This window comes from Robbsia andropogonis, from assembly GCF_000970345.1.
Lineage (GTDB): Bacteria > Pseudomonadota > Gammaproteobacteria > Burkholderiales > Burkholderiaceae > Robbsia > Robbsia andropogonis.
Window position 1 is genome coordinate 147,680 of the sequence record NZ_LAQU01000009.1, and the last position, 24,516, is coordinate 172,195.

At 61.8% G+C, this 24,516-nt stretch carries 20 protein-coding genes; 15 read left to right on the plus strand and 5 right to left on the minus strand.

Going from position 1 to position 24,516, the window contains the following annotated elements; all coding sequences use genetic code 11:
• Window positions 1-107 precede the first annotated feature (107 nt).
• From WM40_RS11265 to WM40_RS11275, 3 genes are all read left to right on the plus strand, one after another.
• Window positions 108-1,772: a dihydrolipoyl dehydrogenase gene (locus WM40_RS11265; RefSeq protein WP_082102586.1), complete on the plus strand. Its 1,665-nt coding sequence runs from the start codon at window positions 108-110 to the stop codon at window positions 1,770-1,772.
• Between the two features lie 123 nt (window positions 1,773-1,895).
• Window positions 1,896-2,708 (plus strand): TetR/AcrR family transcriptional regulator, encoded by an 813-nt coding sequence (locus WM40_RS11270; RefSeq protein ID WP_024902179.1) that lies wholly within the window; start codon window positions 1,896-1,898, stop codon window positions 2,706-2,708.
• A gap of 76 nt (window positions 2,709-2,784) precedes the next feature.
• Complete coding sequence (locus WM40_RS11275) at window positions 2,785-3,369, plus strand: LOG family protein (protein WP_024902178.1); 585 nt, start codon at window positions 2,785-2,787, stop codon at window positions 3,367-3,369.
• A 94-nt stretch (window positions 3,370-3,463) separates the two neighbouring features.
• On the opposite strand, the gene WM40_RS11280 is transcribed toward WM40_RS11275, so the two are convergent.
• From WM40_RS11280 to upp, 3 genes are all read right to left on the minus strand, one after another.
• Window positions 3,464-6,106, minus strand: coding sequence for an ABC transporter permease (locus WM40_RS11280; protein ID WP_046152883.1), 2,643 nt, complete (start codon window positions 6,104-6,106; stop codon window positions 3,464-3,466).
• Window positions 6,107-6,234: 128 nt separating this feature from the next.
• Window positions 6,235-6,903: a DUF4126 domain-containing protein gene (locus WM40_RS11285; protein WP_024902176.1), complete on the minus strand. Its 669-nt coding sequence runs from the start codon at window positions 6,901-6,903 to the stop codon at window positions 6,235-6,237.
• A gap of 295 nt (window positions 6,904-7,198) precedes the next feature.
• Window positions 7,199-7,849: a uracil phosphoribosyltransferase gene (upp, locus tag WM40_RS11290; protein ID WP_024902175.1), complete on the minus strand. Its 651-nt coding sequence runs from the start codon at window positions 7,847-7,849 to the stop codon at window positions 7,199-7,201.
• A gap of 274 nt (window positions 7,850-8,123) precedes the next feature.
• Here upp and WM40_RS11295 point away from each other — a divergent pair, with 274 nt between their 5' ends.
• The 12 genes from WM40_RS11295 (at window position 8,124) to WM40_RS11350 (ending at window position 20,582) form a co-directional block, all read left to right on the plus strand.
• Window positions 8,124-8,852, plus strand: coding sequence for a YebC/PmpR family DNA-binding transcriptional regulator (locus WM40_RS11295; protein WP_024902174.1), 729 nt, complete (start codon window positions 8,124-8,126; stop codon window positions 8,850-8,852).
• Between the two features lie 43 nt (window positions 8,853-8,895).
• The gene (gene purD / locus WM40_RS11300) at window positions 8,896-10,203 is read left to right on the plus strand and encodes a phosphoribosylamine--glycine ligase (protein WP_046152884.1); all 1,308 of its coding nucleotides are present in this window, start codon (window positions 8,896-8,898) and stop codon (window positions 10,201-10,203) included.
• A gap of 13 nt (window positions 10,204-10,216) precedes the next feature.
• Window positions 10,217-11,200, plus strand: a complete 984-nt coding sequence (gene hemF, locus WM40_RS11305; protein WP_236693472.1) for an oxygen-dependent coproporphyrinogen oxidase — start codon at window positions 10,217-10,219, stop codon at window positions 11,198-11,200.
• A 7-nt stretch (window positions 11,201-11,207) separates the two neighbouring features.
• Complete coding sequence (locus tag WM40_RS11310) at window positions 11,208-11,900, plus strand: nicotinate-nucleotide adenylyltransferase (RefSeq protein WP_024902171.1); 693 nt, start codon at window positions 11,208-11,210, stop codon at window positions 11,898-11,900.
• 45 nt (window positions 11,901-11,945) lie between these two features.
• Window positions 11,946-12,647 carry a ribosome silencing factor gene (rsfS, locus tag WM40_RS11315; RefSeq protein WP_024902170.1) on the plus strand — a complete coding sequence of 234 codons (702 nt, stop codon included), beginning with the start codon at window positions 11,946-11,948 and terminating at the stop codon, window positions 12,645-12,647.
• Window positions 12,648-12,680: 33 nt separating this feature from the next.
• On the plus strand, window positions 12,681-13,151 hold the full coding sequence (gene rlmH / locus WM40_RS11320; RefSeq protein ID WP_024902169.1) for a 23S rRNA (pseudouridine(1915)-N(3))-methyltransferase RlmH: 471 nt from the start codon (window positions 12,681-12,683) through the stop codon (window positions 13,149-13,151).
• 47 nt (window positions 13,152-13,198) lie between these two features.
• Window positions 13,199-13,993, plus strand: a complete 795-nt coding sequence (locus WM40_RS11325; RefSeq protein WP_024902168.1) for a Maf family protein — start codon at window positions 13,199-13,201, stop codon at window positions 13,991-13,993.
• Window positions 13,990-15,456, plus strand: coding sequence for a ribonuclease G (gene rng, locus WM40_RS11330; protein ID WP_024902167.1), 1,467 nt, complete (start codon window positions 13,990-13,992; stop codon window positions 15,454-15,456). The genes WM40_RS11325 and rng overlap by 4 nt, the downstream gene beginning before the upstream one ends.
• Before the next feature lie 196 nt (window positions 15,457-15,652).
• On the plus strand, window positions 15,653-16,903 hold the full coding sequence (locus WM40_RS11335; protein WP_046152885.1) for an ROK family protein: 1,251 nt from the start codon (window positions 15,653-15,655) through the stop codon (window positions 16,901-16,903).
• Window positions 16,890-18,440 carry a sugar ABC transporter ATP-binding protein gene (locus tag WM40_RS11340; protein WP_046152886.1) on the plus strand — a complete coding sequence of 517 codons (1,551 nt, stop codon included), beginning with the start codon at window positions 16,890-16,892 and terminating at the stop codon, window positions 18,438-18,440. Before WM40_RS11335 ends, WM40_RS11340 begins: the two co-directional genes overlap by 14 nt.
• A gap of 41 nt (window positions 18,441-18,481) precedes the next feature.
• Window positions 18,482-19,516 carry an ABC transporter permease subunit gene (locus tag WM40_RS11345; protein WP_024902164.1) on the plus strand — a complete coding sequence of 345 codons (1,035 nt, stop codon included), beginning with the start codon at window positions 18,482-18,484 and terminating at the stop codon, window positions 19,514-19,516.
• Between the two features lie 118 nt (window positions 19,517-19,634).
• Window positions 19,635-20,582, plus strand: a complete 948-nt coding sequence (locus WM40_RS11350; protein ID WP_024902163.1) for an ABC transporter substrate-binding protein — start codon at window positions 19,635-19,637, stop codon at window positions 20,580-20,582.
• 186 nt (window positions 20,583-20,768) lie between these two features.
• Here WM40_RS11350 and WM40_RS11355 read toward each other — a convergent pair whose 3' ends face one another.
• Window positions 20,769-21,959, minus strand: coding sequence for a hypothetical protein (locus WM40_RS11355; protein ID WP_046152887.1), 1,191 nt, complete (start codon window positions 21,957-21,959; stop codon window positions 20,769-20,771).
• Window positions 21,960-22,159: 200 nt separating this feature from the next.
• Window positions 22,160-24,424 carry a hypothetical protein gene (locus WM40_RS11360; protein WP_046152888.1) on the minus strand — a complete coding sequence of 755 codons (2,265 nt, stop codon included), beginning with the start codon at window positions 24,422-24,424 and terminating at the stop codon, window positions 22,160-22,162.
• Window positions 24,425-24,516 lie beyond the last annotated feature (92 nt).

The window sequence follows — 24,516 nt, forward strand, 5'->3', positions numbered from 1 at the left end:
ATTTACGCCATTCGTGGCAAAGTGATGAGGGGTGATCCCCGTTCCGTATGCGTCACGCATGGACGGCATCCACCGCGACGCCCACCACCTGTCACATTGGAGCCACCATGCCCCCTGCGCCGTATTCCCGCGACCATATAGTGCCGCCCCACGCTCCCATTGACGCGCCCGATAGCCAGGAGACGGTCTCACTCGCGGTGGACGTGGTGGTCATCGGTGCAGGCTCGGCGGGTATGTCCGCCTACCGCGCGGCGAAAAAACGCGGTGCACGCGTCATGCTGGTGGAAGCCCAGAGCTACGGTACCACCTGCGCGCAACGCGCCTGCATGCCCTCGAAACTTCTGATCGCCGCGGCCAACGCGATGTACGACACAACACTGCTTGACGGTTTCGGGGTGACGCTGCCGCAAGCTCCGGAGGTGGGCGACGGAGCGCGCGTGCTGGCGCGCGTGCGCAAGGAGCGCGACCGTTTCGTGGCATCGGTGATCGATGACGTCGATGATTTTCCAGCGAGCGACAAGTTGAAGGGGCGCGCGCGCTTTCTCTCCGACCGCGCGCTGCTGGTAACACCGGAAGCGCCCTTCGCCGACCCCAATGGGCCCAGATATCATATAGAGACCCGCGCCACCGTCATCGCCACCGGCGCGAAAGCCCTGATTCCGGATGCATATCGGCCCCTTGGCGAGGCACTCTGCACCAGCGACGATATCTTCGAATGGCCGAGTTTGCCGCGCCGTCTCGCCGTCATTGGCACCGGTGTGATTGCGCTGGAGCTTGGCCAGGCGTTGTCGCGGCTCGGGGTAGCCGTCACGATGTTCGGGCGGGACGGCAATCTGGCGGCGCTCCAGGACCCTGCCGTGCGCGACGCGGCTTTCGCCTTGTTACGCACGCAGATGCCAATCCACGCGCATACCGCCCCGCATGCGGAGCGGCTCGCCAAAGGCGGCGCGCGGCTGCATTGGACGTCGTCCGGAGAGAACGCAACGACGGGCTCGCACGGCGACCGTGACGCACCGACGATCAAGCGGCATGTCGATGTCGATCGTGTGCTGCTGGCCACCGGCCGCGTACCGGTTTTCGACGGTCTCGACCTGGAACGTACCTCGGTAGCCACCGACAAGCGCGGCGTCCCCCTCTTCGACGGGGGCACGATGCAATGCCTCGGCCGTGCCGCCAGCGGCGACGATGCGTCGTCCCATCCGGCCCGGCTTCCCATCTTCATCGCGGGCGATGTCGACGGCCAGCGTCCCTGGCTGAACGACGCCGCAAACGAGGGTCACATCGCCGGCGACAACGCCGCGCGGGTCGCCGCGCCGGATGGCGTCGTGGCACCACAGCCTCTGCCGACCCCGATGTCGCTGGTATTCTGCGATCCGGTGATATTAAGCGTGGGCGCCCGGTATGCGTCGCTGGACCCTCGCCGCTTCGTGACCGGTTCGATCGATTTCGCGCACCAGGGCCGCAGCCAGGTCGTGCAACGCGCCCACGGCCTGCTGCACGTCTATGTCGATATTCATAGCGGCGCATTGCTCGGCGCGGAAGGGATCGCACCTGCCGGGGAACACCTCGCGCACTTGCTCGCCTGGTCGATCCAACAGAACCTCAGCGTCGACGATACGCTCGCCATGCCCTTCTATCACCCGGTCTTCGAGGAAGGATTACGCACCGCCTTGCGCGAGGCGATGCGGGCGCGTACCGTGGCCCGGCGCGCCACCGCCAATTGCGCCGACGCGGTAACGGAAACCCCGCTCAGCAACGCGATTGGCACATGAATCGTATCGCTCACTCCGATACGTCGGTACACGAACGCGGTAAATTCCGAATGACACTGTAATACACAGATCCGCCCAGATGCCGAGCGTATAATCGGACGCATCGAGTGTATCGACATTTATATGGAAGCCAAACCGCCACGACGCACCCGCGAGCGCATTCTCGAGCTGTCGTTGAAGCTGTTCAACGATATCGGCGAGCCGAACGTCACGACGACGACGATCGCCGAGGAAATGGAAATCAGTCCGGGAAATCTGTACTACCATTTCCGCAACAAGGACGACATCATCGAGAGCATTTTCCGGCAGTTCGAGAAAGAACTCGACACCCGGATGCAATTTCTCGCGCCCCGTTCGGCGAGCAACGCCCCGGCTAGGTCTGACGCATCGCTGCCGCCGGCGGAACATCGCCCGCGCGATGAGACGCAGAGCAACCGCGAACGACCAACCATTACTGAGGTATGGCATTATCTCGAACAGATGGCCGATTTCCTCTGGACCTATCGTTTCTTTTATCGCGACTTGAACGACCTCCTGGCCCGAAATCGAAAACTCGAGAAACATTTCAAGGAAATCGTCGAACGCAAGGTGCACTTCGCCCAGCAACTGTGCGAACAGTTGGTGAGCGACGGAGAAATGGAAGCATCGCCTGCGGAGATCGACCAAATAGCAACCAATATTGGCATCATTGCGACTTATTGGCTCTCGTATCAATTTGTCATGAATCCCCGGCAGTACAATGATCAGCAGGCCATTGGCAAGGACTTGCGGCGCGTCAGCCGCCAGATCCTGTCCATCCTGGCGCCTTATCTGCGTGGCAAATCGCGTCAGATGTTTGATGAACTGGTGCGCCAGGCACCGCCCGACGCCACGCCCGCGTTGTTCGGCGTCGGCGTGCCGGGCGCGGCCAGTCACGGCAGCCACGTGGGCGCATAGCGCGCGCCGCGCGGACCGAGAAGCCTGGGTCTGGTCGCTTCCTTTTTTTATTTCTTCGTTTCGCTATTTATCGATAATGCAATCAGTATGTGTTTATTGCGGATCGTCCTACGGTACGCGTTCCGAATATAAAGCCGGCGCGCAAGCGTTGGGGCAAGCCATGGCCGAACGCGATATCGCGCTGATCTATGGCGGTGGACGGGTCGGGCTGATGGGCACGATCGCCGATGCCATTCTGGCTGCGGGTGGACGTGCGATTGGCGTCATCCCGCAATTGCTGGTCGACAAGGAAGTGGCGCATACGGGTCTGACAGCATTGCATGTCGTGCCCGACATGCATGTGCGCAAAAAGAAAATGGCCGATCTGGCAGAAGGCTTTATCGCGATGCCTGGCGGCGGCGGCACGCTCGAGGAATTATTCGAGGTCTTTACCTGGGCACAGTTGGGTTATCACGACAAGCCGATGGGCTTGTTGAACATCGCGGGTTTCTATGACCCCCTTGTCACGATGCTCCAGCATACGGCGGACGAAGGCTTTATTCGCCCTGCTTATCTCGATCTGCTGCAGTCTTACCACGATCCGGCTGCGCTGCTAAACGCGCTGCACATGCGGGGCCGCGTCAAGCAGGACAAATGGGCAGACGGCCGCAACGCAGTCTGACGCGATTGGCGGCCATCGAGGCTGGACGGGACCGTGCCCGACGCTGACGACGACCGGGGCGGGCCGTGCATCCGTTTCACCGTCGACCCGAGACTTATCCTTCTCTCAGCGTCACCAGCACCGGGCGACGCAAAACGCTACGCAGGCTCCACCAACCACCGGCCACGGCGCAGACCAATCCGGCTGCGACACCGGTCAGCAGAATCAAAGGATTGACGGTAAAAGCGAACGAGAACACTCGCACCGCCAATGTCCACCCCACCGCCTCGGCACCGATGGCCGCCATCAGCCCGGCCAGCGCGCCCACCACGACAAACTCCGTCCATTGCACGGCCTGCACCTGACGTCGCGATGCACCAAGCGCTCGCAACAATGCCGACTCGTGGGCCCGCTCGTCCCTGGTCCCGGCCAGGGCCGCATACAGCACCACCGCACCGGCCGCGAGCGTGAACAGAAACAGGAACTGGACCGCCGCGATGACCTGATCCAGCATGCGCTGCACCTGCCCAAGTAACGCAGCCGTATCGATAATCGTCAAACTTGGCATGGCCCGTACCATGTCATCCAGCGCGCGCTGCTGATCCGCGCGCAGATGAAAGCTGGTGATGAACGTGGCCGGAAAACCGCGCAACGCGTCCGGCGGCATCAGCACAAAGAAATTGACCTGCATCGTGCCCCAGTTCAGACGCCGAATACTGGTGACGGGCGCGGTAATCTGCTGTCCGGCCACGTCGAACGTCAACAGGTCGTTAAGACGAATACCGAGGTCGCGTGCCAATCCCGATTCGATCGAGATCTGCGGCTTGGGCGTGCCTGCCGGACCATACCACTGTCCTTGCTCCACGCGATTGTCGTCCGGCAATGTCATCCGATAAGACAGATTGAACTCCCGATCGACCAGACGTTTGACTCGCGCGTCCTTGAATTGATCCGGAGATACGGGCTTGCCATCGCGCGCGGTCAGGCGCCCGCGGATCATCGGCGCCGGCGGTGCCGCGCTGATGCCGGCCGCGGCGAGGCGGCGCGCGACCTCGTCGGCCTGGTCGGGCTGGATATCGATGACGAAGCGATTTGGTGCATCGGCCGGGGTTGATTGACGCCAGCCAGCTATCAGGTCGCTGCGCGTCATCGACAATAGCAACAGGCACATCAGCGCTACCCCCAATGCGGTAATCTGCAACGTACTGGCGCCGCTGCGGCGTTCCAGCGATGCCACCGCATACCGCCAACCGAAGCCGGGGGCACCGGGCTTGCGCCCCCACCATGCCAGCACGCGAAGCAGCCCGCGTCCGCATAAAGCAAAACCACCCACGCCGATCAGGAATCCGGCTGACACGATCACGCCCAGGCGCAGCGCTCCGGCCGCCCACACCAGCAAGCCGGCATATAACAGCAGACCGATGGCATAGCCTCGCAGCGAATAGACATGTCCCCAGGCCTGACGCCACGCCGACTGCTCCTGGCGCGCCTCGTCCTCTTGCGTCAGCGCGGCCGCCACGCCGGTGCCATCGCGCCGCAGCACCCGCGCCGGCGGCACTCGCGTCAACGGATACAAGGCGGGCAGCCCGAATCCGAGCAATAGCACGAGCGCCGCGGCCAACCCTTGCAACAGGGGCCACATCGACGGCCAGGGCAGATCAACGCGAATCAAACCGCCAAGCCAATGCAACAACATGGCATGACCGGCCAGTCCGAGCAAACCACCCACGACAGATGCCGCCACCGCCAGCCCGGCCAGCTCTATGAGAAAGACGCCGCGTAGCAGTCCCTCGCTTGCTCCGAGACAACGCAGCACGGCGCAACCATCGATATGGCGTCGCGCGAAGCGCTGTGCGCCTAAAGCGATGGCAACCGCACAGAGCAACGATGTCAACAATGCCACCAGCCGCAGGAAATGATCCGCGCGATCCAGTGTCTGGCGTAACTGCGGTTGCCCGGCCTGCAGGGTCTCAACCTGGGTGCCGCGAATCCCGCGCTGAGCAATCGTCGTTCGCGCCCATGCACCGAACGCATCGGCACTCGCCGTATCCGGGCCAGCCAGCAGTGTGCGGTAAGTCACACGGCTGCCACGGCCGATCAACCCGGTGCTGGCCAGATCGGTGTCGGCAAGCATTACGCGAGGCGAGAAATTAATGAAAGAGAAACCCCGATCAGGCTCCCGGACAATCACCGCGGCGATCCGCAATATGCGGCCCCCCAGTTGCAGATTGCCCCCTACTTTCAGGTCCAAGGCATCAAGCAAGGGCGCGTCAACCCAAGCCGTACCGGGTGCCGGCCCGCCCGTGGCAGCATAGTCTTCACGCGTCGGGGAATTCGGCTGCGGTGCCAACAAGACCGTGCCGCGCAACGGGTAGTTCGCCGATACCGCCTTGACCGCGACCAGGCGTGCGGGCGGTGGCGCGGCATGGGTGGATGGGGCGGCGTCGCCTGTCGCCATGCTCGGAAATTCGGCCGTCGACGCGATTCGCAAGTCGCGCACCCGTGCCTCGGCGAGCAGCGCAGGATCGATCGGATGATCTGCGCGGAGACGCAGGTCGCCGCCCAGCATCTGACGCGCCTCGCGGTCGAGTCCGGCGTGCATGCGGTCTGCGACAAAGGCCACGCTGGTCAAGGCGGCGACCGCGAGTACCACGGCGACCCACAGCGTGGTCAACTCGCCGGCGCGCGCATCCCGGAATGACAGCGTCAGCGCCATCCTGAAAAGAAAACGCCACCCAACGCGGGTGCGGCGACGCATTCGGACCGGGTCATGAGAAGACGCATCCGCTACCTTGGATAGCGGCCACGTCGCGGATTCAGGAGAAGGAGAACGACCGGAGGACGGTCGCGATTGCCGGGGATCGGCGCCAGACACGGGGTCCGGCATCAGTCGCCGGAACGGCGACGTGCCGTATCGCGCTCACCGGTCGGCGGCGAGCGATAGCCGCGATCGGTGCGGATCCGCGCCGGGACCATTCGGGTCGACATCGCGTGATAGCCGTGGTGTACACCCCGCCATAACCGCGGCAGTACCCACGCCGAGACGATAAGGAACGCAAAGAGTAATGCCAGGAACACACCCGGCGCCAACAGCGCCAGCGTCAGTCCCCCTACCACGATGCATTCCTCGAACCACGAGGCCATGCCATTGGTCACCGGCACCGGCGCGAGATTGATCAGCGCGCGAACCCCGGCCTTGGTCAGATGCGACGCGCCGGCCAGCGATGCGCCGAGCGCGCCGGCCGCGATCAGCGTCGAGCTTTCCTCCGCATGCCCGAATGCGGCACAGGCCATCACGGCGCCGGCGGGAATCCGAATAAAGGTATGCAGCGCGTCCCAGAGGGAGTCGAGTGGCGAGATCTTGTCAGCCGCAAACTCCGCGGTAGCCAGCACCACGGCCGCGCCAATGATCCAGGGAGAGCTGAGCACATGCAGCGCGCCTGGCAATACGACCAAGCCGCTCCTGCCCGCGAGGCCCGCCAGAAAGACGGCCAAATACAGCCGTAAGCCGCTGGACCATGCCAGGGCCGCCGCCAGCGCGTAAGCCAGGATCATCGCGTTCTCCATGTCGGTCGCGACGTCCCGCATCGAAGAAGATGCCAAGGGCGCCGACCTGTCGATTTCATTATAGCCCCGCATCGAAATCGGCGCGGGAGAACCCTGACGGTTTTATCATGAGCCGATCGTATTCGTGTCACGAATCAGACATCCGCATCGTCCAGCCATCCGGCCAGACAATACGCCAAGGCGCCAGAGCGCGGGCAACGATGCGCTGGCCGGTACATGGACCGGTTCCATCGCAGGGTCGCCGGCCCTCCAATACGCGACCATATTGGTTGAGGCGCAGGATTCAGTTCTTTGTGCCAAATAGCCGGTCACCCGCATCGCCCAGGCCCGGCACGATGTAGGCGTGGTCATCGAGTTTCTCGTCCAACGACGCCACGAAAAGGTGGACGTCCGGATGTTGCCGCGCGAAAACCGCCACACCTTCCGGCGCCGCCACCAATGCCAGAAACAAAATACGCGATGCCGGCACACCGCGCTTTTTCAGTACATCCACCGCGTACGCCGCGGAGTATCCGGTGGCGACCATCGGGTCGCAAAGGATGAAGGTGCGGTCCTCGACATCGGGCAGCTTGACCATATATTCGACGGGTCGCTGATTTTCATCGCGATACACGCCGATATGCCCGACCCGCGCCGAGGGCACCAATTCGAGCAGACCGTCCGACATGCCGACCCCGGCGCGCAGTACCGGCACGATGGCCAGCTTGCGCCCGGCGATGACCGGCGCATCCATTCGGGTCAGCGGCGTCTCGATCTCCCGGGTGGTCAATTCTAGATTGCGGGTGATTTCATAGCCCATCAGCAACGTGATCTCCCGCAGTAATTCGCGAAAGGTCCGGGTCGACGTGTGGCGGTCGCGCATATGCGACAATTTGTGCTGAATCAACGGATGATTCAGGATGCGCAGCGCGGGAAAGCGCGGATCGGTCGTCATTGGCGAAAATCTCGGATCGGTCGGATGGAACGCGCGCCATGACCGGGTCGGCGGCGCGCGGCGACGAGTCGCAGTATACGGTAGCGACGCCTGCAAGACCCGTTCAAATGCGCCCCACCCACCCACCGGATCGCCCTTTCACCCTCTCAGTGCCACGTCCGTCGCGCTAAACCGCCCCGCCAGCGCGCAACCACCGGTAAAATAGCGGTCTTTGCCGCATCCCGTCGACCGGATGCGGCTAACGAATCAGGAAACGAACGAGGAACTTCCGGACATGGCGGGACATTCGAAATGGGCCAATATCAAGCATAAGAAGGCCGCGGCCGATGCGAAGCGAGGCAAGGTCTGGACGCGTCTGATCAAGGAAATCCAGGTTGCGGCCCGGATGGGCGGCGGCGATCCGGACAGCAATCCGCGTCTGCGACTGGCCATGGACAAGGCCACCGATGCGAATATGCCGAAGGACAACATCAAGCGCGCGATCGATCGTGGTGTCGGTGGCGCCGAGGGCGCCAACTATGAGGAAATCCGCTACGAAGGCTATGGCATCGGCGGCGCAGCGGTCATCGTGGACACGATGACCGACAATCGCACGCGGACCGTGGCCGAAGTACGGCACGCGTTTTCGAAGTACGGCGGCAATATGGGTGTGGAAGGCTCGGTGGCATTCCTGTTCACGTCGGTAGGTCAGTTCCTCTTCGCCCCGGACACGTCCGAGGATGCGCTGATGGAAGCGGCACTGGAAGCTGGCGCCGATGACGTCACGACAAACGATGACGGCAGCATCGAGGTGCTGTGCAATCCCGACGTGTTCTCGGACGTCAAGCAAAGCCTGGAGGCCGCCGGATTCAAGGCGGAACTGGCGGAAGTCACGATGAAAGCCGGCAACGACATCGTGCTCACGGGCGACGAAGGCGCACGGATGCAGAAACTGCTCGACGTGATAGAGGATCTGGACGACGTCCAGAATGTGTATACGAACGCGGTGATCGAGGAAGCGTGAAACGCCCTCGACACCCATGGCAATTGCGATTCGGGGAAATAGCATGAATGTATTGGTAGTCGGCTCCGGTGGCCGCGAACACGCGCTGGCATGGCGGCTCGCCCAGTCGCCGCGCGTGCAGATGGTCCATGTTGCGCCGGGTAACGGCGGCACCGCGCTGGACGACCGCCTGCGCAACGTCGACCTGCCGGAACTGAAGGACGGCTACACGCCGGCTGCGCTGAACGCATTGGCGGATTTCGCCGAACGCGAGCAGATCGCGTTCACGGTGGTGGGACCCGAGGCGCCGTTGGCAGCCGGTATCGTCAACGTGTTCCGTGCCCGTGGCCTGAAGGTCTTCGGGCCGACGAAGGAGGCAGCTCAGCTCGAAAGCTCGAAAGATTTCGCAAAAGCCTTCATGAAGCGCCACGCGATCCCGACCGCCGACTACGAGACCTTTACCGACGCGACCGCCGCCCATGCCTACATCGACAGCAAGGGCGCGCCGATCGTGATCAAGGCTGACGGGCTCGCGGCCGGCAAGGGCGTCGTGGTGGCGCAGACCACGCAGGAAGCGCACGACGCGGTGGATATGATGCTTGCCGACAACAAGCTCGGTAGCGCCGGTGCGCGCGTCGTCATCGAGGCGTTCCTCGCTGGCGAGGAAGCCAGTTTCATTGTCATGGTGGACGGTAAGCACGTGCTGGCACTGGCGACCAGCCAGGATCACAAACGGCTGCTCGATGCCGACCAGGGCCCGAACACCGGCGGCATGGGCGCCTACTCCCCCGCGCCAGTCGTCACGCCCCAATTGCATGCGCGCGTGATGCGCGAAATCATTCTGCCGACGGTCCGGGGCATGGAAGCGGACGGCATGCGCTACACCGGCTTCCTGTATGCGGGCCTGATGATCGACGCGCAGGGCACGCCGAAAACGCTCGAATTCAATTGCCGCATGGGCGATCCGGAAACGCAACCGATCATGGCCCGCGTCAAGGGCGATCTGGCGAAGGTGTTCGAGCTGGCCATCGCAGGCCAATTGAATATGGCCGAGATCGAGTGGGATCGGCGCACAGCCCTGGGCGTGGTTCTGGCCGCGCGCCATTATCCGGAAACGCCACAAAAGGGGGACTTGATTGCCGGCATTCCCGGCGAAACCGACAGCACCGTCACGTTCCATGCCGCCACGGCACTGGAAAACGGCAAGCTGGTGACCACCGGTGGCCGCGTGCTATGCGTCGTCGGTCTGTCCGACTCCGTGCGCGGCGCGCAATCCGAAGTCTACGACGTGATCAATCAGATCTCGTTCGACGGCATGCAATACCGCCGCGACATCGGTTACCGTGCGCTGAACCGAAAACAAACGTCCTGAGCAGGCCTTTTACTTGGCAAACGTTTCCATCGATCAGTCCACTGCCGGTTGGCGCACCGACGCGGTACGCGCCTATCTGCTCGACCTTCAGACACGTATCGCCGACACGCTGGGCGCGTTGGACGACCGGCCGTTCGCACGGGACGCATGGACCCGTGCGCCGGGCGAACGGCTGCAAGGCGACGGCTGTACCCGGATCATCGAAGACGGCACGGTGTTCGAGCGCGGTGGCGTTGGGTTTTCGCACGTCCGCGGCACATCGTTGCCACCCAGCGCCACGGCGAATCGCCCGGAACTGACCGGTTGCGGCTTTGAAGCGCTGGGCGTGTCGCTGGTCATGCATCCGCGCAATCCGTACTGCCCAACCGTGCACCTGAATGTCCGATGCTTTATCGCGCGACATCCGGGTGCGGCCGCGGACGCGGCCCCTGCGGCCTGCTGGTTCGGCGGCGGAATGGACCTCACGCCGTATTACGGATTCGAAGAAGACGCGCGGCATTTTCACCAAGCCTGCCATGACGCCGTGACTCCGTTTGGCGCGGATCTCTATCCGCGTTTCAAGCAGTGGTGCGACGCGTACTTCTTTTTGAAACATCGCAACGAACCCCGTGGCGTAGGTGGCATTTTCTATGACGACCTGACCGAACTCGGTTTCGACAATGGCTTTGCCTTGATGCGCAGCGTGGGCGATGCATTCCTGCCGGCCTACCAACCCATACTCGCACGTCGCGCCGATATCCCGTATGGCGAGCGCGAACGTGATTTCCAGGCCTACCGGCGTGGTCGATACGTCGAATTCAATCTGGTATTCGATCGAGGCACGCTGTTCGGCCTGCAGAGTGGCGGCCGGACCGAATCGATCCTCATGTCGATGCCACCGCGCGTGCAATGGCGCTATAACTGGACGCCCGAAACAGGCTCGCCCGAGGCGCGCCTGACGCGTGATTTCCTGGTCGCGCGCGATTGGCTGGACGAACCGGCCACGCCAAGGAATTGAGCATTCGATGAGCGAGCGACCAAAGCGCATCGCGATCCTGGGCGGCACCTTCGATCCGATTCATGAGGGCCATATGGCCTTGGGCAGCCGGTTTTCGCGCCTGCTCGCCCTGGACGAGCTGGTCCTGCTGCCCGCGGGTCAACCGTGGCAGAAATCTGGTGTGTCCGCGCCTGCCCACCGTCTCGCGATGACACGACTGGCGGCGACGGAACTGGCGCGGCGGCTTGCAGAACAGTCTCGGTTGTCAACGCACGTCAGCGTCGGCACCGACGAGGTCGATCGCCAGGGCAATACGTACACAGTGGAAACACTGCGCGCATGGCGGCCGCGAATTGGCGACGAGGCCTCATTGTCACTACTGATCGGAGCCGATCAATTGGTCGGATTGGATCGCTGGCATGACTGGCTGCACTTGTTCGACTATGCGCATGTCTGCGTCGAGGCACGGCCCGGCTTCGATCTGACAGCGGTGTCGCCCGCCGTAGCGGCCCAGTTGGCGCATCGACAATGCGATGCCGATGCAATCCAACAGCGTCCGTGCGGCGGCATTTTCATCGACCAGGCGTTGGATATGCCCATATCGGCGACCGAAATTCGCGATTCGGCCCATCGCGGACTGGCCGATGGCGCAAAAGCCTGCGAACATGTGCCCGATACGGTCTGGCACTACGTTCGCGACCATCATTTATACAAGGATTAAGCAGCAGCGCCCGGCGTGGCGCACTGCTTGCATTACAGAGACCTCATGGATATCAAAACATTGCAACTGGCGATCGTCGACGGTCTGGAAGACGTCAAGGGTCAGGACATCAAGGTGTTCGACACCACGCACCTGACGTCACTGTTCGATCGCGTGATCATCGCTTCCGGCACGTCGAACCGCCAGACACGGGCGCTCGCGTCCAGCGTCGCGGACAAGGTGCGAGAAAACGGCGGCAAGGTCGTCAGCGTCGAAGGCGGTGACACCGGTGAGTGGGTACTGGTCGACTGCGGCGATGCCATCGTCCACATTCTGCAACCGGCACTGCGTCAGTACTACAACCTGGAAGAACTGTGGGGCGGCAAGGCAGTGCGCGTCACGACCGCCTCCGCCAAGCAGGCAACGAGCCGCCGCAAGGCAAGCACCGATGCAGCGGACGACGACGATACGCCGGCGCCGGCCGTCACACGTTCCCGTACGGCGAAGCCGGCCTTGGCCCCGGAAACGCCAGCCGGACTGGCCGCACAAACGACCGAAGACGAGCCGCTACCGGTAAGCAAGACGGCAGCGCGCAAGACCGCGGCAAAAAAAGTGGCGGCGAAAAAAACCACTCCGGCACGCAAGACCGTCGCGCGCAAAAGTGCGGGCACGGCCTCCGCCGCGGCCAAGGCCCCGGCCGCAAAGCGCGTACCGGCGGCAAAGAAAGCACCGGCGCGCAAGCGCGCCACACCGGCATCCAATGCCTGAGTCGTGTCCCGTACTGTCTGAAAGCGTGCCGTCATGAAACTGTGGATTATCGCGGTGGGCCATAAGATGCCTGACTGGATCGCCACCGGATTTGAGGAGTACGCGAAGCGGATGCCCCCGGAACTGCGCATTGCGTTGCGGGAAATCAAGCCGGAACCGCGTACCGCCAATCGACCGGCGGAGCAGGTGATGGCCGTCGAGCGGCAGCGGATCGAGGCGTCGCTGCCCAGGCAGGCGCGGATCATCGCACTCGATGAACGTGGGGCCGACTGGACGACGATGAAACTTGCCGGTGCATTGCCCGAGTGGCAACGCGAAGGTCGTGATGTCGTCTTCCTGATCGGCGGTGCCGACGGGCTCGACCCCACGTTGAAAAGCCGCGCGGACACCCTGCTGCGCGTATCGAGCATGACCCTGCCGCACGGCGTCGCGCGCTTGCTGCTGGCCGAGCAGTTGTACCGCGCCTGGACCATCACGCAAAATCACCCTTATCACCGGGCCTGACGCCGCTCCTCGGTTCGTCGTCATGGCCGCGTACTTCGCCGCATACCATGACGTCCACGCCCCGTCTTTCCGATTCTGCTTTTTTGTATCTCGCGTCACAAAGTCCTCGACGCGGTCAGTTATTGGAACAACTCGGCCTGTCATATCGCCTGTTGCTCCCCGATGCCGATGAAGATGCGGAAGCGCTCGAAGCAACACGTTCAGGCGAGCACGCGCACGATTATGTGATGCGCGTGGTGCAAGCCAAGGCATGCGCCGCCGCCGAGCGGCTCGCCCGGCGCGGTTGGCCGTCCGCCGCCATACTGTGCGCCGACACCACGGTATCACTCGATGGCGCCATCCTCGGCAAGCCTGCCGATGCCACCGAGGCCGTGGCGATATTGTCGCGCTTATCAGGCCGCCGTCATGAGGTGATGACGGCGGTGGCCGTCGTCCCTGCCCCCACCGGGCAAGCCACACGCCGCGTGTCATCGACGCCAGCCGCACCGCAACCGCAGACCACGGCGTCCGGACCATGGTTCGCATCAACATCAACATGCACGTCGACGGCCCTGTCCGAGGCAGCCCTGCCCCCGTCCATCCGCTGCGTGCTCTCGACGTCGACGGTTACGTTTCGCACGCTCGATGACGCCGACATTGCTCACTACATCGCTTCCGGAGAACCATTCGGCAAGGCAGGCGCGTACGGCATCCAAGGGCGAGCTGCGGCCTTTATCGCGCATCTGGACGGCAGTTATTCCGGCGTGATGGGGCTCCCCTTGTTTGAAACGGCATCTCTTTTGCGCGATACGGCACCGATGGCTTACGATGTCGCATTGTCCCATCGCGATTCGAACCAATGAACGAAGAGATTCTTATCAATGTGACACCGCAAGAAACCCGGATTGCCCTGGTACAACAAGGTGCGGTCCAGGAATTGCACATCGAGCGAAGCGTGTCACGTGGTCGCGTGGGCAACATCTTCCTTGGCAAGGTCGTCCGTGTCCTGCCGGGGATGCAATCGGCCTTTATCGATATCGGCCTGGAACGAGCGGCCTTCCTGCATGTTGCCGACATCTGGCAAGCACGCGTCGACGGTCATCCCGGTCACCACAACCAACAACCAATCGAAAAAATCGTCTTCGAGGCACAGACCTTGATGGTGCAGGTCATCAAGGACCCGATCGGCACGAAGGGCGCGCGCTTGTCGACGCAAATCAGTATTGCCGGGCGCAATCTCGTCTATCTGCCACAGGAACCGCATATCGGCGTCTCGCAGAAGATCGGCAGCGAAGCCGAACGGGAGGCTGTGCGCAAACGTCTGCTTGCCGTCCTGCCGGCCGATGAGAAAGGCGGCTATATCGTCCGGACCATGGCGGAGGACGCCAGCAGCGAGGCGCTGGCCAGCGATGTCACCTATCTTCGGAAGACCTGGGCGACGATTGCTGAACAGGCCTTGCGTGTGCCACCCGCATCGGTACTGTACAACGACCTCGATCTGTCACAACGGGTCCTGCGCGACTTCGTCACCGAGCAGACCAGCAGAATTCAGGTGGATGCGTCCGATGCGCACGCGCGCCTGCTAGCGTTTGCAACGGAATTCATGCCGGCGGTGGCGCCGTTGATGCACCAGTACACCGGTGAACGGCCCTTGTTCGAGTTGTATAACGTCGAGACGGAAATCCAGAAGGCCTTGTCCCGACGCGTCGATCTGAAATCTGGCGGCTATCTGATGATCGATCAAACCGAGGCAATGACGACGATCGACGTCAATACGGGCGGCTACGTGGGCGCGCGCAACTTCGATGAGACGATCTTCAAGACCAACCTCGAAGCCACACACATGATCGCGCGGCAACTGCGGCTGCGGAACCTGGGCGGCATCATCATCATCGATTTCATCGATATGGAAAACCCCGAGCATCGCGCGGCGGTGCTCACCGAACTGAATCGCTCGCTCGCTCGCGACCGTACCCGCGTGACGGTCAGCGGTTTTTCGCAGCTGGGCTTGGTGGAAATGACGCGCAAGCGTACGCGCGAATCGCTGGCGCATATCTTGTGCGAAACCTGCCCTGTCTGCACGGGAAAGGGGCAGATCAAGACACCCCGCACCCTGTGCTACGAAATCATGCGCGAGGTCACACGCGAAGCACGGCAATTCAATCCGAAAGAGTTCCGGATCTTTGCATCGCAAGTGGTCATCGATATGCTGCTAGACGAAGAAGCCGCCCATCTGGCGCTGCTCGAGGACGCCATCCAGAAGCCTATCTCGCTGCGTGTCGGCACGCACTTGAATCAGGAATCATACGATATCGTGCTGATGTAACGCCTCGCGAAACGAGGCCGCTAGACAGAACGCTGGAATGCCTCCCGCACCGCAACGGGCAGGCGAATCACTCGCGCGTCTTGCGCCACCTTCGGGATATTCCTAGGCTGACAGGCCGCCGCTCCCGGGTTTAAATAAATCAACTTGATTAATTTAATGGTGCCAAACAGGGGTGCCACCCGGAGGAGACGCCGCCATGACGAGTTCGTACGTCGGCCAAGGCAGCAATTCGGCCAATGTGCGCCGCTACAACGAACGCTTGCTGCTCAAGGCGCTGCGGCAGGCGGGCAGCGCATCGAAAGCCGATCTCGCCCGCGTCGCGAACCTGACCGGCACGGCGGTCGGCAGCATCATCGCGTCGCTTGCCGATGCGAAGCTGATCGAATTTACCGGCCGCCGCGTCGAGGGCCAGCGCGGTCAGCCCGCGTCGTTGATCCGCCTTGATCCACGCGGCGCGTTCGGCATCGGCGTACGCCTTGATCGGATGCGGATCGAGACCGCGCTGGTCAACTTCGCCGGCGACGTCATCGGCCGCCGATCGCATGACACGCTGCTCCCGCCGCCCGAGACCGTGCTTGCGATGGTTGGCCGCGATATCGAGGCAATGCAGCAGATGCTGCCCGCTGAAGATCGCGAACGCCTGAGAGGTGTCGGTGTCGCCCAGCCATTCAATCTTGGCAGTTGGCTGCGCGAGCTGGAACTGCCGGCAGACGCTTTTCGTGCATGGAGCGAGGTCGACTTCGCGTCCGAGCTGGACCGCACGCTGGCGTTGCCCGTCTTCAGCGAAAACGACGGCAATGCAGCCGCGATCGCCGAGTTGTTCTACGGGCGCGCGCGCCATCACGATGATTTCGTCTATTTATTCCTGGGACCGGTGATCGGCGGCGGTATTGCAGTCGACGGCGACTGCCTGCGTGGCCGTACAGGCAATGGCGGCGATTTCGCGGTGATGCCGGTGCTCCCGAGCCGTCTGCCGTCGGCACCGGCCCCGCAGGGGACCTGGGATATCTTGCTAACCCGCGCGTCCTTGCGTGCATTGATCCGCCATTTGCGCTACAGAGGCGAGGCCGTCGACAACCGGGCGGACCTCGAGGCCTGCATCGCGCGGGAGGTGCCGGCCGTCGAAGAATGGATCGACGACTGCGTCGAGGCGCTCGCCTCCGTATTGCGCTCGGTGCTATCGGTACTCGATTCGCCGGTCGTCGTACTGGATGCCGATATAGACGTAGGGCTGATCGACAAGGTAATGACCCGTCTGCATGCGGCCCTTGCCGCCATTACGCCCGAATCCAGGGATATGCCGACTTTCGTCCGTGGTTCGTTCGGTCCGGACGCCGGCGCGATCGGTGCCGCGACGCTTCCCATGTTTTTCAACTTCTCCCCGCGCGCCAGTATTCTCAAAGGCGCAAGCGTGGATACGCAGGAGATCGCTTATGTCTCATTCTGAGCCGGGCCGCCCGTTGCTTGAAATGCGTGGAATCAGCAAGACGTTTCCCGCCGTACGCGCGCTCGACGACGTGAGCCTGACCGTCTATCCCAGTGAAGTGCATTCGTTGATGGGGGAAAACGGCGCCGGCAAGTCCACCCTGATGAAAATTCTGTCGGGCGCTTATCAAGCCGACCCCGGCGGGCAGATCCTGATCGATGGCGATGCGATCGTCGTCGACGATCCGCTCGCCGCGCGCGCGGCAGGCGTCGCGGTGATTTACCAGGAGCTATCCCTGGCCCCGAACCTGACCGTCGCGGAGAACATCTACGTGGGCCGTGAACTGCGACGCGGCGGCCGGTGGGGCATGATCGACCGGCCCGCCATGGCGCGCGGCTGCGAGAACGTGCTGACGCGCCTGGGTGCCAGCTTCGGTCCAGAGACAGTGGTTGGCACATTGTCGATTGCCGAGCAGCAACTCGTCGAGATCGCGCGGGCAGTGCATACGAAAGCACGCATCCTCGTGATGGACGAGCCGACAACGCCGCTGTCGTCGCGCGAGACCGAGCACCTGTTCAAACTGATACGCCAATTACGCGCGGAAGGGCTGGCGATTATCTATATCAGCCATCGGATGGCGGAGATCTACGAACTGTCCGATCGCGTTTCGGTACTGCGGGACGGCACCTACGTTGGTACCCTCGACCGCGAATCGCTGTCGGCCGATCAACTCGTGTCGATGATGGTTGGCCGTGACATCTCCGGTTTCTACAAGAAGGCGCATGCACCATACGATCCGGGACACTGCTTGCTATCCGTGCGCGACATCGCGGACAGCGGTCGTGTAAAGGGTTGCAGCCTCGATCTCCATGCCGGCGAGGTCCTTGGCATCGCGGGACTCGTCGGAGCCGGACGCACCGAACTCGCTCGCCTGATTTTCGGCGCGGAGCCGCGCGTCACGGGCGAAGTGCGGGTGGGAGATCGCACGCTGGGCGCGCACTCACCGCGCGACGCCATCGATGCCGGCCTTGTCTATCTGACCGAGGATCGCAAACACCAAGGTCTCTTTCTCGACATGAGCGTGCGGGACAACATCAATATTTCAGTCGCGGGCAATGACGCGCGTGCTGGCGTGCTCGACTTGGCGCGCGGTGTGCAACGTGCCCGTGACGCGATCGCGGCGTTGTCGATCAGGGTATCGCATGCAAACGTCAATGCCGGCGCCTTGTCGGGGGGCAATCAGCAAAAGGTGCTGCTCTCGCGTTTGCTGGAGACGAAACCGCGGGTGCTGATTCTCGACGAACCGACACGCGGTGTCGACATCGGCGCCAAGTCGGAAATCTATCGAATCATCAATGCGCTCGCGAATTCGGGGGTCGGGGTCATTGTGATCTCAAGCGAGTTGCCCGAGATCATCGGCGTGGCCGACCGCGTACTTGTCATGCGCGAAGGCAGGATCGCCGGCGAACTCGGCGGACGTAGCGGCGCGCCGATCACGCAAGAATCGATCATCGCGCTTGCCACCGGTTCGCAAACGGAGACGGCGGAGACGCACTGAGTCACGCCACCGACCAGTCATTCAAGATACAGGACAACGACATGAACCAACCTCACCAGCGCGACCTGGCCACCGCGGCCGCTACTCCCGCAGCAACGCCCGGCACGCAGACCCGCGGCGCTGACCGCCGTGCCCGCATGCAATCACTGATGCGCACGGCCGGAATGTTGCCGGTGCTGCTACTGCTCTGCATCGGCTTCGGCTTCATGACCGACAGTTTTGCGACCATGCAGAATTTGTCGATCGTCGCCCAGCAGGCATCGATCAACATCGTGCTTGCCGCCGGCATGACTTTCGTCATCCTCACGGGCGGCATCGACCTGTCCGTCGGTTCGATCCTGGCGGCGGCGGCGGTCGGTGCGCTGCTGGCGTCGAACCTTCCCGGTCTGGGATGGGTCGGCGTTCCCGTCGCCCTGCTCGTTGGCCTCCTGTTCGGCCTCGTCAACGGCGCATTGATCACGTTCCTGCGTCTGCCGCCGTTTATCGTCACGCTGGGCTCACTGACCGCCGTGCGCGGCATTGCCCGGCTGATGGCGGACGACACGACGATCTTCAACGCCCATCTCCCGTTCGCCTTTATTGGTAACGGCGCGATCCTGGGCGTGCCGTGGCTCGTCGTGATCGCGCTGGCGGTGGTCGCCTTGTCGTGGTTCATCTTGCGCCGTACAGTGCTTGGCATGCGCATCTATTCGGTCGGCGGCAACCGCGAAGCCGCACGTCTGTCCGGTATCAACGTGCGGGGCATCGAACTGTTCGTGTATGCCGCTTCCGGGCTGCTTGCCGGCCTCGGCGCGCTGATGTCCGCTGCCCGCCTTTACGCAGCCAATGGCCTCCAGCTCGGCCAATCATATGAACTCGATGCCATCGCCGCGGTGATTCTCGGCGGCACCAGCTTTGTCGGCGGTGTCGGCTCGATCGTCGGCACGCTGATCGGCGCACTGATCATCGCGGTACTGTCGAACGGCCTCGTGCTGCTGGGCGTATCGGACATCTGGCAGTACATTATCAAAGGCCTTGTCATCATCGGCGCCGTCGCGCTGGACCGCTATCGCCAGAGCGGTTCCGCACGCACCTGATAGGCCACGGCCCGCTGTCCGGTAGAACTTCCCCCTGATCCGGGCAGCCTGCACACCGGAGCGCGCGCGGGTCCTCGCGCGCTTCTCGACCAACGGGACCCAACGGAGACAACACGACATGTTCCAGTTCAAGATCAAAGCCCTTCAAACAGGCCTCGCGTGCGCACTTGCTGTCTCGGCATGCGCCGCGCATGCCGCGGACAAGCCGCTGAAGTTGATCGGTATCACCGTCGGCTCGCTCGGCAATCCGTACTTCGTGACGGTGGTCAAGGGTGCGGAAGCCGAGGCGAAGGCGATCAACCCGAACGCGAAAATCACCGCGGTGTCCGCCGACTACGACCTCAACAAACAGTTCACGCAAATCGACAACTTCATCTCCGCGCATGTCGACCTGATCCTGCTCAATGCCTCCGATCCAAAGGCGATCGAGCCGGCCGTGAAGAAAGCGCAGGCGGCCGGCATTCCGGTGATTGCCGTGGACGTCGCGGCCGCAGGTGCCGATGCGACCGTGGAGACCGACAACGTCAAGGCCGGGGCGATGGCGTGTGACTACCTGGCGAAGAAGATCGGCGGCAAAGGCAATGTCGTCATCGAGAACGGCCCGCAGGTATCGGCGGTCACCGATCGCGTGAATGGTTGCAAGAGCGTGTTGGCGAAGATCCCCGGCATCAAGATCCTGTCTTCCGATCAGGATGGGAAAGGATCGCGCGAAGGTGGGATGGCCGCGATGCAAGGTTACCTGACGCGCTTTCCGAAGCTCGACGGCGTGTTCACGATCAATGATCCGCAAGCGATCGGGAGTGACCTCGCCGCGAAGCAATTCAATCGCAACGGCATTGTCATCACATCGGTAGATGGTGCGCCGGACATCGAGGCCGCCCTGAAGTCGAATACGCTCGTGCAAGCATCCGCCAGCCAGGATCCGTTCGCCATGGCAAAGAAAGCCGTATCCATCGGCTACGGCATCATGAACGGCAAGAAGCCGGACAATCCGACGATCCTGCTCGATCCGGTGCTGGTCACGCGCGACAACGTGAATAGCTACAAGGGCTGGAGTTCGCACTGACACGCCTGATTCGCGGCGCCGCGCGCCGTAATTCACGATCGGGTCAGCAAGCCCGATCGCATCAAAGTGCCGCGTCCCTTGGGAAAAAGCGGCGTGTCGAAGCGCCTTCTCCGGACGGCCGGCAGACGGCAGACGTCACATGGTGCATGGTGCATGGTGCATGGTGCATGGCATGCTGACGCACACTTATACCCTTGCACGGTACCAGGTTGGCGCTACCAAGGTCGTGCTGGACGGCAGAGATTCACCAACCGCACGTGGGACGGTTCCGAACAGTCGCTCGGTTTGCGCAAGCGCTTTGAAATCGGAGAACTTGACGACTTCATTATAGAAGCCGTGCCGATACATGGCTTGCCATTGCGTATCAGTAGCATAAAGCGCGTTCTCGAAACTGGCGCTGAAACGCCTGAATTGCGCAGCGGTTGGATCAAGCACATACGTCTGACCGCCCCTTTTTATCACCATGACAACGTGATTTGCCGGTTGTGCGATGCCTTCCCGCCAAATCAACACACCGCGATACGACACGCGTAGTGAGTCGCGGCGTATCAATTCACGCCCCAAAAGAGCCGCGTCGTGACACATGCCGGCAGGTTGAAGGATCATCGCCCGCATGCCGACATGGCTATCAAATACTCTTTGTATATAGGAGAGATAGATCTGATCGATTCGCCTCAGCGGTGTCGGGGTCAAGGCCGGCGCACGCGCTCTGCCCGCAAGCGACCATGCCGCAGCGCGATCCCAATATAGACGTCGCATTGAGCGCCATGCGTCATTACTGCCGCGACGAACGCCTAATCTCAATCGGTTTGCCCAGTGCCGCGCTGGTCGGGACAACCTGCGCAAATGCGGCAAAGCGCTGCGCATTACCTGATACGCTCGCGCCAAGGGAAGCAAGCGTGCTCTTCTGGCAGATTGAATGGCCGCGCGGCCAGCTTTTAGTGCAGCGTTACCAATGGCCTTTACAGGCAAGCCAAACATCGCCAATACGGCGACGACCTCAAGCGTATCAAGCGCTACGCGACGCCAGCGCACACGATAGGTGTCCGTGCCACGCTCCATTTCTATCGCATTATAAAACGGCAGCCAATTCTCCAGCCACTCCGCACTTCCAGGCGTGTATTGGTCTCGCTCGAATGAATCGACATACTCCCGGAGCACACCCGTCGCGGCAGTCTGCAATTCCGTCAGGATACTGGTCGTTGATGTCGGCCTGGACGGGGTCCCGGAAGCGGTGGCATTGACACGTTCCGGCATTCCGGACGATTCCTCTGACGAACGGCTCGCGATAACCAGATGCCATTCGTACGCTAACCGGCGTCTACCATCGCGCTCGGGCAACCATCCTAGCGCCAATTTCCCGGTGTGCGCCACCATTGCAAGCTGATTTCTTAACGGAAAGCGACGCGGTTTTGAAAGCGCGTTTAATTGTTGCTGACATTCCCCATCCTCTGTCAGGAGTGACACGGCAAGCGAATTGGGATCTTCTTTGCTTTTACAAACGATGAGCGCCGTACCATCGAAACGCACCACCGTTGCTCGCCACTGGTGCGTGAGCACGTGGTAAGGCAAGGCATTTAGTTTTCTTTTCGTTCGCGCCTGTCATACGACAGATCATAGACATGCCCCTGACTGCGCCAGAGAAGCGGGTGGATACCACCGCGCTGCAATAGGGTCTCCGCCAGGTAAAGCGCATGACGCTCGGCGTCGCGTTCACGATAGAGCGTGAATTGCCGATGATATTGAACGCGATAATGGGGGTCCGTCGAGAAAAAGCAACGGCGATAGACAGCGGACCGTATCCGGTCACGAAGCGGTATCGGATTCCACAGACGCTTGACGCGCAGATGCTTGGTCCCTTCTTCGAAACACCGCGCACGGTAATACTTCATCGGTAAAAACGATATCGCTTGCATGGCTCGTTGCTTTTCCTCATAAGCGTCGCTCAATGCCGCGACATAACGAAGCAACGCACCGGTAGTAGGCAATCGATCCGACGCCTCCCACACCGGCTCCGGTTTCAACTTCACGATATAGCGTAGTAATTGGCCCAGGAAATGGTCGTCATCAACGCCAAGCCAGTGAACCATGTCGAACCGCATGACAAGCAAGTTCGCGGCATAGCGTTGCCGCAATTCGAGATGCTGCGTCGCGTTCCTCTCGTCATTCCCTGACGCTGTATCAAAGCGTTCCCCGGCACCATCGCTTAACAAGTCGAGGGCACGCTCGGCCAGAGCCTGCTCCGTTGCATCAACCAAGTCTGCGGTCTTGGCGAGGCCGGTTTGTCGAAAGGCGGCCAATGCCGCTTCGGTAAAGTGCGCCAAGGATAGCGATCTCGCACCCTCTTCGCCGCGATGCGGCCTCCACCCGGCAAGACGCAGATCCAAGACAGCATCACTGATCAGGCTAACTCCCCGATGTATTTCGTCCCGGATCGCCTCCAGTAGATTGCGCGTGAAGCGTACGTCATTCGTTAAAGCGAACGCGACTTGATCGCACATCGATCTGTCGGGTATCGCCTGTGTCAGGTTGCTTGCAAAATCCGGCGCAGACGCAAGCGCAATCGGCTCCGTAGCACCACTCCGCCCCCCCTCAACCATCGCATTTTCCCGCATCGGTGACGAGGTCGTATTGGACGCAACGTCCACGGCCCGCATCAGCTCCGCCAAGCCAATAGACTTAATCCGGTCTTCACTCGCTTGATCCTGGGCCGCGACGTAGGTGGCCAGTTGATCCACCAGGCCGATCACTCGTCGATAACGGCTGCGTAGATCGCAACGCAGCGCTGGAACGCTTTGGATAGCAGCATCGAATTCGACCGCGGAACCGCTGTTGCTAACCAACGACAATATATACGGCGCATCATCCAGCAGTGTTTCTGCCGCCGTGACGTTTCCCGACAAATGATCGTCGTTCTCTCGAAAGATCGATCCATTACTAGGCACCGGATGGACATTCTGCTGCTTCTCCTTGAAGATCTCAGGGTACAGATCATCGTCCATGCCGGGTTCCTCGGCATCGTCGGCCTCATCCCAAAAAGACGCCAACGCCGTTAATGGCCCCCACGCGCTACCATTCACCATATCCGGAAAATGCGCGGGTGAAACGGTGACATTGCTGTCATCTAAGAAGTCAATAACGGATGGTGTGCTTGCCTCCTCATTGGCGAATGACGATGTTGAGACATCTTCTTGCTCCACGGGCGACACGCTCGACTGGGTGGCATTCGCAGGCCAAAGGTCAGGTACCGTCATCATCTCAACCGTATCCGATTCAAACGCCGCTTCATCGGTTGGCGTCATGAAGCCCGGATCCATATTGGCGGTCACGTTGCGAAGATAGCTCAGCACTTCAATGACGCTTCCTCCAGGCGAGGACTCCTCCTGCACACCCGAAAACTGTAATCCCTGGAGCGGGACCGATGCTTCGTGACGAGACGTTTCATTCAACGCCACGATCGGTATATTGAACAGATCAGACAAGTGCGGACCAGATGCCGCCAGCAAAAGCGCGGGTGCCCGCCAGTTTTCTCGTCGCGATCGGTGGCCAGTGGCATGGCCGTGACCTTGGCGTTCATGCCATTGCCAGAGATGGAGAAGGTCACGCCCTTCCTGCAGCCATACCTCATCGTCGTTCGGGGCAACGCTGCAGAACATCGTTTTCTCATCTTCGGCCCGCGCCCGCGCGCCGACAAGGCGGTTTTCCGCATCGTCCGACCGTTCACCCTCCGCCATCGACATCTGCACGCGCGCGTTCTCCGCGGCAACTGAACCGGATGACCGCGGCCTAGGAACCACGGGATTATCGCGCCCAGGACAGAGATGCGACTGGATCGCGCCCATATGTTGCTCCTATAGTGTGATCGACAGTTCTGGCGGCGTACACGCCATCGCACGCTTTGTTACTTACAAACAATAAGACATGCGCCAAAGGT

What these genes read in the sequence shown, in the direction of transcription:
- WM40_RS11265 (WP_082102586.1), top strand. Translation starts at nt 108, where the DNA reads ATGCCCCCTGCGCCGTATTCCCGCGACCATATAGTGCCGCCCCACGCT.
- WM40_RS11285 (WP_024902176.1), bottom strand. Translation starts at nt 6,903, where the DNA reads ATGATCCTGGCTTACGCGCTGGCGGCGGCCCTGGCATGGTCCAGCGGC.
- WM40_RS11360 (WP_046152888.1), bottom strand. Translation starts at nt 24,424, where the DNA reads ATGGGCGCGATCCAGTCGCATCTCTGTCCTGGGCGCGATAATCCCGTG.
- WM40_RS11310 (WP_024902171.1), top strand. Translation starts at nt 11,208, where the DNA reads ATGAGCGAGCGACCAAAGCGCATCGCGATCCTGGGCGGCACCTTCGAT.
- WM40_RS11275 (WP_024902178.1), top strand. Translation starts at nt 2,785, where the DNA reads ATGCAATCAGTATGTGTTTATTGCGGATCGTCCTACGGTACGCGTTCC.
- WM40_RS11280 (WP_046152883.1), bottom strand. Translation starts at nt 6,106, where the DNA reads ATGCGTCGCCGCACCCGCGTTGGGTGGCGTTTTCTTTTCAGGATGGCG.
- purD (WP_046152884.1), top strand. Translation starts at nt 8,896, where the DNA reads ATGAATGTATTGGTAGTCGGCTCCGGTGGCCGCGAACACGCGCTGGCA.
- WM40_RS11340 (WP_046152886.1), top strand. Translation starts at nt 16,890, where the DNA reads ATGTCTCATTCTGAGCCGGGCCGCCCGTTGCTTGAAATGCGTGGAATC.
- rng (WP_024902167.1), top strand. Translation starts at nt 13,990, where the DNA reads ATGAACGAAGAGATTCTTATCAATGTGACACCGCAAGAAACCCGGATT.
- rlmH (WP_024902169.1), top strand. Translation starts at nt 12,681, where the DNA reads ATGAAACTGTGGATTATCGCGGTGGGCCATAAGATGCCTGACTGGATC.
- WM40_RS11345 (WP_024902164.1), top strand. Translation starts at nt 18,482, where the DNA reads ATGAACCAACCTCACCAGCGCGACCTGGCCACCGCGGCCGCTACTCCC.
- rsfS (WP_024902170.1), top strand. Translation starts at nt 11,946, where the DNA reads ATGGATATCAAAACATTGCAACTGGCGATCGTCGACGGTCTGGAAGAC.
- WM40_RS11350 (WP_024902163.1), top strand. Translation starts at nt 19,635, where the DNA reads ATGTTCCAGTTCAAGATCAAAGCCCTTCAAACAGGCCTCGCGTGCGCA.
- WM40_RS11335 (WP_046152885.1), top strand. Translation starts at nt 15,653, where the DNA reads ATGACGAGTTCGTACGTCGGCCAAGGCAGCAATTCGGCCAATGTGCGC.
- WM40_RS11355 (WP_046152887.1), bottom strand. Translation starts at nt 21,959, where the DNA reads ATGGTGGCGCACACCGGGAAATTGGCGCTAGGATGGTTGCCCGAGCGC.
- WM40_RS11325 (WP_024902168.1), top strand. Translation starts at nt 13,199, where the DNA reads ATGACGTCCACGCCCCGTCTTTCCGATTCTGCTTTTTTGTATCTCGCG.
- WM40_RS11295 (WP_024902174.1), top strand. Translation starts at nt 8,124, where the DNA reads ATGGCGGGACATTCGAAATGGGCCAATATCAAGCATAAGAAGGCCGCG.
- upp (WP_024902175.1), bottom strand. Translation starts at nt 7,849, where the DNA reads ATGACGACCGATCCGCGCTTTCCCGCGCTGCGCATCCTGAATCATCCG.
- WM40_RS11270 (WP_024902179.1), top strand. Translation starts at nt 1,896, where the DNA reads ATGGAAGCCAAACCGCCACGACGCACCCGCGAGCGCATTCTCGAGCTG.